The organism is Marinobacter sp. SS13-12, from assembly GCF_030227115.1.
Classification (GTDB): Bacteria; Pseudomonadota; Gammaproteobacteria; order Pseudomonadales; family Oleiphilaceae; genus Marinobacter.
This window is the reverse complement of sequence record NZ_JASSUA010000002.1, coordinates 631,616-637,654: the sequence shown is the minus strand read 5'-3', so window position 1 is coordinate 637,654 and position 6,039 is coordinate 631,616. Positions and strand designations below refer to the sequence as shown.

At 58.2% G+C, this 6,039-nt stretch carries 6 protein-coding genes; all 6 read right to left on the bottom strand.

From position 1 onward, the window contains the following. Window positions 1-290 precede the first annotated feature (290 nt). The 6 genes from purT to QPL94_RS15880 are packed head-to-tail and all read right to left on the bottom strand — an operon-like array spanning window position 291 to window position 5,905. A complete protein-coding gene (purT, locus tag QPL94_RS15905; RefSeq protein WP_285358703.1) occupies window positions 291-1,481 on the bottom strand; it encodes a formate-dependent phosphoribosylglycinamide formyltransferase in 1,191 nt (396 codons plus the stop codon). Between the two features lie 39 nt (window positions 1,482-1,520). Next, a complete protein-coding gene (locus QPL94_RS15900) occupies window positions 1,521-1,703 on the bottom strand; it encodes a DUF1289 domain-containing protein (RefSeq protein WP_285358702.1) in 183 nt (60 codons plus the stop codon). A gap of 56 nt (window positions 1,704-1,759) precedes the next feature. Beyond that, window positions 1,760-2,482: a 5,6-dimethylbenzimidazole synthase gene (gene bluB / locus QPL94_RS15895; protein WP_285358701.1), complete on the bottom strand. Its 723-nt coding sequence runs from the start codon at window positions 2,480-2,482 to the stop codon at window positions 1,760-1,762. Then, window positions 2,469-3,959, bottom strand: coding sequence for a cobyric acid synthase (locus tag QPL94_RS15890; protein WP_285358700.1), 1,491 nt, complete (start codon window positions 3,957-3,959; stop codon window positions 2,469-2,471). Before QPL94_RS15890 ends, bluB begins: the two co-directional genes overlap by 14 nt. A gap of 13 nt (window positions 3,960-3,972) precedes the next feature. After that, window positions 3,973-4,584: a cob(I)yrinic acid a,c-diamide adenosyltransferase gene (cobO, locus tag QPL94_RS15885; protein WP_285358698.1), complete on the bottom strand. Its 612-nt coding sequence runs from the start codon at window positions 4,582-4,584 to the stop codon at window positions 3,973-3,975. Continuing rightward, window positions 4,577-5,905, bottom strand: a complete 1,329-nt coding sequence (locus tag QPL94_RS15880; RefSeq protein ID WP_285358696.1) for a cobyrinic acid a,c-diamide synthase CobB — start codon at window positions 5,903-5,905, stop codon at window positions 4,577-4,579. Before QPL94_RS15880 ends, cobO begins: the two co-directional genes overlap by 8 nt. Window positions 5,906-6,039: the final 134 nt, after the last annotated feature.

Sequence of the window (6,039 nt, the reverse complement as noted above, 5' to 3'; positions counted from 1 at the left end):
TCGTATCCGAAATACCTCGGCCAGCGCCCACACGAATTACTTGGTCAACTTTTTAAAGAGCGTTCGGGGCTTGCCCGATCAAGGTGGCGTATTCTACATCGAATCGCTGCCTTGTCAACCGCTTTCTGAAGAATTTAAAAACTTGAAATCTTCAGGTAATTCAAACGGTTGCCTTTCAATTTCTGACCCGCCCCAGGGGCGTGTCCCTCGAAAGAGATGGGTATTCTACAGAGCTCACTCGAGGTGTCAACGGTTCGTTATAACTTTTTCGGAAAGCCGACGAATTACCGTCAGAGCTCGGTTTTTACGGCGGCCGCTGCCCTGCTCGCCTTTTCCCTAGCTTCCGCAATCGAACTACCGGTCGCCAGAGCCACACCCATCCGGCGGCGTCCTCTCAGTTCCGGTTTGCCGAATAACCTGAGAAAGATATCAGGTTCGGCCAGGGCTTTTTCAAGCCCCGAGTAGGCCACGGCATCCGAATCTCCCTCAGGCAATATCACTGCGGAAGCCGACGGCCCCTGCTGGCGTATCGCAGGTATTGGTAGCCCCAGGATCGCACGGGCGTGCAATGCGAATTCCGACAGGTCCTGGGATACCAGTGTCACCAGCCCGGTATCATGGGGGCGCGGCGACACTTCCGAAAACCACACCTCGTCACCCTTTACAAACAGCTCCACCCCGTAGACGCCATAGCCACCGAGATTGCTGGCCACCGCCTCCGCGATTTCCCGGGAACGGGTCAGGGCTTTCTCACTCATCGGCTGGGGTTGCCAGGATTCCCGGTAATCCCCGTCCTCCTGACGATGTCCGATCGGGTCACAGAAAGAGATGCCATCACGGTGCTTTACGGTCAGCAGGGTAATTTCGTAATCAAAGTCTACAAAGCCCTCAACAATCACCCTGCCCTTACCGGCGCGGCCCCCTGTCTGGGCATAATCCCAGGCAGCTTCAATATCATCGCGGGATTTGACCGTGCTCTGCCCCTTACCGGAGGAGCTCATCACCGGCTTTACCACCAGGGGCAGCCCGATGGCATCGACCGCTGCGAGATAATCCTCTTTCGACTCCGCGAATCGGTAAGGTGATGTGGCAAGCCCAAGTTCTTCAGCAGCCAGGCGCCGGATACCTTCCCGGTTCATGGTCAGGTTCACGGCCCGCGCCGTGGGAATCACCTGATAGCCTTCCGCCTCCAGCTTGACCAGTTCCGGTGTGGCGATGGCTTCGATTTCCGGCACAATCAGGTCCGGTTTTTCCGCCTCGATAATACGACGGAGTGCCTTCCCATCCAGCATATCGACAACGTGGCTGCGGTGGGCAACCTGCATAGCCGGAGCATTGGCGTAGCGATCAACCGCGATGACCTCAACGCCAAATCGTTGAAGTTCGATGACCACTTCCTTACCCAGTTCCCCGGAGCCACAAAAGAGCACCCTGAAGGCGTTTTCTTTCAGCGGAGTACCTATTCGAACGGTGTCAGTCATGATATTGCCTGTCCTGTGGTATCGACGAGTGCCCGATCTTCAAATCAAGACCTTGCTTTCACGCATGGCGACTTTTTGTAGCACTTCACGGCGCTCGTCATTGCTCATTTGAGACCACCGCATAATTTCATCACTGGTGCGATGACAGCCAACACACATATCTTTGTCATCCAGCGCGCAAATGCTCACACAGGGCGAGCGTACCTTGTCGGCGACTTTCATCCTGCTACCTCACCTGATTGCCTATACCGTTTCATGGCGGCCCGAAAGCCGTCACTTTATCCTTTTCTGATCTCTGCATCTAATGCCGGTTCAGTCAGTGGTTCTCCCCAAGTATTACCATGGACCAGATCCGACAACGGCAAACGCGAGCGCCAGCCCTTTTTCTCAAGTTCGGGTTGATCAAGAAATTCGCTCACATAACCAAGACATAAGTAAGCCAACGGATATACGTGTTCTGGCAGATTCAGTGTGCTGGCCAGTTCATCTTGATCCAGGATGCTCACCCAGCCCACGCCGATCCCCTCAGCTCGCGCTGCCAGCCAGAAATTCTGTACCGCAAGGCAGGTGCTGAACAGATCCGTCTCCACAATTGAATTACGCCCCAGAACATGGCTACCGCCACGGCTGCGGTCGCAGGTGATGCAGAGATTAACGGGGCTCTCGAGAATGCCCTGAAGCTTGAGGCTTTTATACTGTGTATTTCGATCACCCTGGTAGTTTTCTGCCGCTTTCCGGTTTTCTTCTTCGAAGATCGAGAGGACAGCCTGGCGCACGTCCGTGCTGTCAATCACGATAAAATCCCAGGGCTGCATAAATCCGACAGAAGGGGCGCGATGCGCTGCACCGAGCAGGCGAGCAAGCACATTGGGGGGAATCGGGTCGGGAAGAAACTGCGAACGTACATCCCGCCGTTCATGGATTGCGCGGTAAAGGCCCTTTGTCTCTTCTTCGCTGAAGGAGCGATTATGGTCTGTGGCGTCGCTTTTATTCTTGTTCATTCTTTACCCCTGGTGCTTTCCGCGTCAGTCCCAGCAAATCGTTCAGGAAATCAATATCCAGACAGTCCTCCACGAGATCTGCCAGCCGGTCCAGTTGCTCCAGTCGATGGGCGTTGTAGTCCACTGCCTGGCCTTGCGGACGCAGGCCGGCCCACTGCAGTATCTCGCTGGCTGCTTCTGGCTCATCAAAAATACCGTGTACGTAAGTGCCCATCACCTGGTCATCTTCACTGATAGCGCCATCGGGCCTCCCGTCCAGCATCGCCAGCGGACGCTCCAGCGCGGGCCCGGTGGTAACGCCATTATGCATTTCATAGCCGGACAAGGCTGATGTGCCCACCCCAAGGCAGAGAACACCAGCTACATCTTTCAATTGCTTACCGGCAACCATCCGCGTGGTCATATCCAGCAGGCCCAGTGCTTCGGTGTGGCCACCCTCGCCTTCCAGCCCGTCCGGATCCAGCACTTCCCGGCCCAGCATCTGGAAGCCGCCGCAAATACCGAACACCTTGCCGCCATAGCGCAAATGCTTGCGGATCGCCTCGGGCCAACCCTGGGATTTCAACCACTGCAGGTCGTGACGGGTACTTTTACTACCGGGCAGAACGATCAGGTCCGCGGGCGGGATGGGCTGGTCCGGGCCGATGAATTGCAGGTTGACGCCGGGATGCAGCCGCAGGGGATCAAAGTCATTGTGATTGCTGATTCGCGGCAGTACCGGGACGATCACATTCAGCGCGCCGACTTCACTGCTTCCGCTGGTGCCCACACTGTCTTCAGCATCAATCACCAATCCGTGCAAGTATGGCAACACGCCGGCCACGGGTTTTCCGGTGCGCTCGGCCAGCCAGTCCAGGCCCGGTTCCAGCAGCGCTATGTCGCCGCGGAAGCGGTTGATGATAAAGCCCCTGGTGCGGGCCCGTTCGTTGTCGGAGATCAGTTCCAGGGTGCCTACCAGTTGCGCGAATACGCCGCCCTTGTCGATATCTCCGACTAACAGCACCGGGCAGTTCGCCGCCTCCGCAAACCCCATGTTGGCGATGTCGTTGGTGCGGAGATTGATCTCGGCGGGGCTGCCCGCGCCCTCAGCAATGATTACCTCGAAACGTGCGCTCAGATCCCGCCATGCATCCATTACCGAGGCCATCGCCTCCGACTTATAGGCGTGGTAGTCCAGCGCATCCATATTGCCATGGACTCTGCCCCGCAAGACCACCTGGGCACCACGGTCACTCTGGGGCTTGAGCAGCACCGGGTTCATGTCACTGTGGGGCTCCAGACCACAGGCCAGGGCCTGGAGCGCGGTGGAGCGGCCGATTTCACCGCCATCCACCGTAACTGCACTGTTCAGGGCCATGTTCTGGGGCTTGAACGGGGCCACGGAAACACCCTGCCGTGCCAGCCACCGGCACAGGGCAGCCACTACCGTGGTCTTGCCGGCGTCGGAGGTGGTGCCCTGTATCATCAGTGTGGTCATGGTTTCGGGCCTGTTACAGTTCTACGCCTTTCTGGGCTTTTACGCCCTGATCCTTGAAGGCGTGCTTGATCACAGCCATCTCCGTCACTGTGTCTGCCAGGTCCACCAGTTCCGCCGGCGCAGAGCGGCCGGTGATCACCACATGTTGCATCTCCGGCCGGCCCTGCAGGTCGTCCAGCACCCGGTCCAGGTCGATGTAGTCGTATTTCAGGGCGATATTGAGCTCGTCCAGCAGGATCAGGTCGTAACTTTCGTCCTTGAGCATGGCGCTGGCGATATCCCAGGCAGCGTTGGCGGCTTCCACATCCTGCTCCCGGCTCTTGGTTTCCCAGGTGTAGCCCTGGCCCATCACGTGGTAGTCCACGTTGGGCAGGTCCCGGAAGAAGGCTTCCTCGCCGGTGCTGAACGCACCCTTGATGAACTGGATGATGCCCACTTTCATGCCATGGCCCAAGGCCCGGGCCACCATGCCAAAGCCGGAGCTGCTCTTGCCCTTGCCAGGGCCGGTTAGAACCAGCAAGACACCCTGCTCTTTCTGGGCACGGGCGATGCGATCCTTCATGATCTTCTGTTTGGCTTCCATGCGGCGGGCATGGCGTTCGGGATTTTTTGCGCGTTCACGCATGGTCAGGCTCCTTGTCTGTGAGCGGGCGAATGACCTGCCCGCGAAAAATTCCGGCCACCAATTCAGGGGCAGACGGGAAATAACCATGGAAGTAGCTGGCCACTAATCCATTGTGGCTATACACCGGTTCCGCTTCCGTGCCGGCGATCTTCCGGGTTCTGGCCAGAGGCTGCCATTCCGTCTCCAGCCGGGAGTGATGATAGGTATGGCCCCGCAACTGCCCCTGTTCCGTGTTCAGGCTTTGCAGACCCAACGCCTGCAGACGGCCGGCCATGCTCGCCCGTCCCGGCATCAGCCCCAGCAGTTTGTGGGTCTGACCGTCGTGGTCCATCAGTTCTTCCACACAGACCATCAGGCCACCGCATTCCGCCAGCATGGGTTTACCGGCCTTGTAGTGGTTGCGAATAGCCTCCAGCATCGGCTGGTTGCTAGCCAGAGTCACGCCGTGCAGCTCCGGGTACCCGCCAGGCAGCCAGAGCGCATCGGCGTCCGGTAAGGTCGAATCCGCCAGCGGCGAGAAGAACGCAAGTTCTGCGCCCATGGCCCGCAACAGGTCCAGATTGGCTCGGTAGATAAAGCTGAATGCTGCATCCCGTGCGATGGCGATGCGAACACCATTCAATAACTGTGGCGGGAGCTCCGGCTTCTCAGCTTCCAGCGTAACCGGAAGCGGTAAACCATCCAGCCCGGCCTCAACCAGAACTTCAGCCGCCGCGTCCAGACGCTGGTCCAGATCACCCAGTTCCCCCGCCTGCACCAGCCCGAGGTGCCGGTCAGGAATATTCATAGCTTCATTGCGGGGAATCGCCCCCAACAGTTCAATGCCGTTCGGCAGGCTGTCCCGCAACATATCTCCATGGCGGGAACTGCCAATGCGGTTAGCGATCACCTGACGAACAGGCAAATCCGGGTCGAAACTTGCCAACCCCAGAGCTACTGCGCCGAACGTTTGAGCCATCCCCCGGGCATCAATCACCGGTAAAGCAGGAATACCCATGAGCTTGGCCAGGTCTGCACTGGAAGGGTCACCATCGAACAACCCCATGGAACCTTCCACCAGAATCAGGTCCGCGTCCTGCGCAGCTTCGACCAAACGCCAGCGACACTCTTCCTCTCCGGTCATCCACGGGTGCAACTGGTAAACAGGGTTGCCAGATGCGACTTCCAGCACCATGGGATCCAGATAGTCCGGCCCATGTTTGAATACCCGCACTTTACGCCCGGCATTCCGGTGCAGTCTCGCCAGGGCAGCGGTTACCATGGATTTCCCCTGACCAGAGCCGGGAGCGGTAATCATTGCGGCTGCTACGGTTGCCTTCATTAATGCCACCTTGTCCGAAAACATGGGAGTAGGCTGTGGCCGGGAACCCCCTTCCGGGACACGCTGTGAATACGTCCCTGTACGCTCGACAAAAACATCCATGTTTTTGACGGTCCCGGAAGGGGGTTCCCGAC

What these genes read in the sequence shown, in the direction of transcription:
- cobO (WP_285358698.1), bottom strand. Translation starts at nt 4,584, where the DNA reads ATGCGTGAACGCGCAAAAAATCCCGAACGCCATGCCCGCCGCATGGAA.
- QPL94_RS15890 (WP_285358700.1), bottom strand. Translation starts at nt 3,959, where the DNA reads ATGACCACACTGATGATACAGGGCACCACCTCCGACGCCGGCAAGACC.
- bluB (WP_285358701.1), bottom strand. Translation starts at nt 2,482, where the DNA reads ATGAACAAGAATAAAAGCGACGCCACAGACCATAATCGCTCCTTCAGC.
- purT (WP_285358703.1), bottom strand. Translation starts at nt 1,481, where the DNA reads ATGACTGACACCGTTCGAATAGGTACTCCGCTGAAAGAAAACGCCTTC.
- QPL94_RS15900 (WP_285358702.1), bottom strand. Translation starts at nt 1,703, where the DNA reads ATGAAAGTCGCCGACAAGGTACGCTCGCCCTGTGTGAGCATTTGCGCG.
- QPL94_RS15880 (WP_285358696.1), bottom strand. Translation starts at nt 5,905, where the DNA reads ATGAAGGCAACCGTAGCAGCCGCAATGATTACCGCTCCCGGCTCTGGT.